The organism is Kitasatospora sp. NPDC056783 (genome assembly GCF_042789895.1).
In the GTDB taxonomy this organism is placed as follows: Bacteria; Actinomycetota; Actinomycetes; order Streptomycetales; family Streptomycetaceae; genus Kitasatospora.
The window spans coordinates 1-3,188 of record NZ_JBHUAF010000594.1; the positions used below are offsets into that span (position 1 = coordinate 1).

Annotated in this window: 2 protein-coding genes; one reads left to right on the top strand and one right to left on the bottom strand. The window is 74.2% G+C overall.

What is annotated here, in order from left to right; all coding sequences use genetic code 11:
- Nucleotides 1–60: 60 nt before the first annotated feature.
- On the bottom strand, nucleotides 61–1,212 hold the full coding sequence (locus ACFRMQ_RS39590) for a geranylgeranyl reductase family protein (RefSeq protein WP_380735747.1): 1,152 nt from the start codon (nucleotides 1,210–1,212) through the stop codon (nucleotides 61–63).
- A 493-nt stretch (nucleotides 1,213–1,705) separates the two neighbouring features.
- On the opposite strand from ACFRMQ_RS39590, the gene ACFRMQ_RS39595 reads away from it, so the two are divergent.
- A complete protein-coding gene (locus ACFRMQ_RS39595) occupies nucleotides 1,706–3,070 on the top strand; it encodes a dipeptidase (RefSeq protein ID WP_380735745.1) in 1,365 nt (454 codons plus the stop codon).
- The last annotated feature ends 118 nt before the right edge of the window (nucleotides 3,071–3,188 follow it).

Below are 3,188 nucleotides of genomic sequence, written 5' to 3' on the forward strand. Positions count from 1 at the left end.
GTGTCCCTCCTCGTTCTTGGGTTCGAGGAGGGACACCGGCCCCACGCCGTGACGACGGCCCTACCGCGAGGCCATCGCCGTCAGCCGCCGCGCCGCCCGGTACTGCCGCAGGACCTGGGCGAAGGTGGTGCGCCCCTGGGTGGTCCGGGCGAAGGCCCGCCACGCCGCAGGCACCAGGCAGACCGCCGCGTGGAACAGGTACGGCCGCCGCTCGAAGGCACCCAGCAGCTGCTTGCCCGCGCGCATCTCCACACCGAGCCCGGCCTTGACCGCGAAGGCGTAGTTCAGCGCCTCGCGCCGCACCGCCGCCGCGTCGCCCGCCTCTGCGATCTGCACCGCCCACTCGCCGGCCAGCCGACCCGAGCGCAGCGCGTACGAGATGCCCTCACGGGTCCACGGCTCCAGCAGTCCGGCCGCGTCACCGGCGACCAGCACCCGGCCGCGCGAGAGCGGCGAGTCCTCGGCCCGGCAGCGGGTCAGGTGCCCGGACTCCACCCGGGGGGTGAACCCGGACAGGCCCAGCCGGCGGATGTACTCGGCGAGGTACTGCTTGGTCCGTTCGCCGTCTCCGCGCGCCGAGATGACGCCGACGGTCAGGCTGCTGGTCTCGGTCTTGGGGAACACCCAGCCGTAACTGCCGCGCAGCGGGCCCCAATCGAGGTGGACCCGGCCCGCCCAGTCGGCGGCGACCTGTGCCGGCACGGGGATCTCCGCCTCGAGACCGAGGTCGATCTGGTCGAAGGTGACACCGACGTGCCGGCCGATCCGGCTCGCGCTGCCGTCCGCGCCGACCACCGCGCGGGCCTCAAAGGTCCGTCCGTCGGCCGCCGTCACCAGGGCCGTCCGGTGCTGGCCGCCGCGCTGCTCGACGCCGGTGACGGTCACTCCGGTGACCAGCACCGCCCCGGCCTGCTTGGCGGCCTGCACCAGGCGCAGGTCGAACTCGTCCCGGTTGACCAGGCCGAACAGCATCTGCTTGGACCGCCGTGTCCGGGTGTACTTCCCGTCGTAGGCGAAGGTGACGGCGTGCACCCGGTCCTGCAACGGCAGCCGGAAGTCCGGCGGCAGGCTGTCCCGGGAGGGGCCGATGATGCCGCCGCCACAGGTCTTGTACCGGGGGTGTTCTGCCTTGTCGAGCAGCAGCACCCGGCGGCCCCGGGCCGCGGCGGCGTACGCGGCCGAGGAGCCCGCCGGTCCGGCACCGACCACCACGACGTCCCAGACACCGTCCGGCGGCGAAACCGCGTCGCCGGACGGATCGGCGTCGGCCCGACCGGCGCCGGTCGGGGCGCCGTCCGTCGGAGCACTTCCGGTCGGAGCGCTTCCGGTCGGAGCGCTTCCGGTCGGAGCGTCGTCGAACGGGCCGCCCTCGGTCGGACTGCCCTCGGTCGGACTGCCCTCGGTCGGACCGCCCTCGATCGGGCTGTCGAGCGGGCTGCGGGAATCGGAGCTTCCGGAGTCAGTCACGTCGAGCAATCCTATGCGTCCGCCCGCACCCGTCGAGCGCACCGCCCCGACACACGCGCCCGCCGCCCGACCGGCCCCTCCAGCACGCCCGGCGAGCCCGTGCGGCCCCACTCCCCGGCGAGCCCGTGCCGCCCCACGCCCTCGGAACCCCCTGTCCCACTCCGCCTATGATCGGCACTACCCCAACCACCTCCTCCGCCCACACCACCCCAGGGCGGACCGCCCCCTCGGAGCCCCGATGTCACAGCCCCTGGCCGACGCCGTCCGGTCCCTGATGGACCGTGCCCGCACCGACCTCGCCGAGCTGGTCGCCTTCCCGTCGGTCGCCGACCCGCGCCAGTTCCCGGTCGAGGAGTGCGAGAAGGCCGCGCGCTGGGTCGCCGACGCGTTCGCCGCCGAGGGGCTGACCGGTATCCGGCTGCTGGACACCCCGGACGGCACCCAGTCCGTCTACGGCGAGCTGCCCGGCCCCGAGGGCGCGCCGACCGTCCTGCTCTACTCCCACTACGACGTCCAGCCCCCGCTGGACGAGGACGCCTGGATCAGCCCCGCCTTCGAGCTGACCGAGCGCGACGGCCGCTGGTACGGTCGCGGCGCCGCCGACTGCAAGGGCAACATCCTGATGCACCTGACCGCCCTGCGGGCGCTGCGTCAGGTGCACGGCGACGCCTACCCGGTCGGCCTGAAGATCATCGTCGAGGGCTCCGAGGAGCAGGGCACCGGCGGCCTGGAGCGCTACGCCGAGGCCCACCCCGAGCTGCTCGCCGCGGACGCCATCGTCATCGGCGACACCGGCAACTTCGCCCTGGGCCTGCCGACCGTGACCGCCTCCCTGCGCGGCATGACGGTGGTCGAGGCCACGATCACCACGCTGGCCGGCAACCTGCACTCCGGTGCCTTCGGCGGCGCCGCCCCGGACGCGCTCCAGTGCCTCGTGCGGGTGCTGGCCTCGTTGCACGACGAACACGGCGACGTCGCGGTCGCGGGCCTGACCACCGGCCAGAGCTGGACCGGTGTGCAGTACTCGGAGGAGCAGTTCCGCTCCGACGCCAAGGTGCTCGACGGCGTCGCCCTGACCGGCACCGGCACCATCGCGGACCGTCTCTGGGCCCGCCCGTCCGTCACCGTCCTCGGCATCGACGCCCCGCCGGTGATCGGCGCCACCTCGTCCGTCCAGGCCACCGCCAAAGCCCTGATCAGCCTGCGCGTCCCGCCGGGCACGGACGCGGACGACGCCCAGAACGCGCTGGTCGCCCACCTTGAGGCGCGGGTCCCGCTCGGCGCCCGGCTCACCATCGAGCGCCAGGGCAACGGCTCGCCGTTCCGCGCCGACACCAGCGGCCCCGCGTACGAGGCGATGGGCGCGGCGATGGCCGAGGCCTTCGGCACCGAGATGGTCGCCTCCGGCGAGGGCGGCTCGATCCCGCTCTGCAACACCCTGCGCTCGCTCTACCCGCAGGCCGAGATCGTGCTCATCGGGGTCGAGGAGCCCACCACCCAGATCCACGCGGTCAACGAGAGCGTCGACCCGCGGGAACTGGAGCGGATGGCCCTCACCGAAGCGCTGTTCCTCCGCCGCTACGCCGAACTGCGCTCCGTCTGACGGACGTTCGGAGCGACGCCCCGGGAGGCATCCCGGGAGGCATCCCGCGAAGCGCCCCGGGACGTGTCCCGCGAAGCCTTCCGAAGGACCTCAGGCCGCCCGCCGCGCAGCCGGCGGG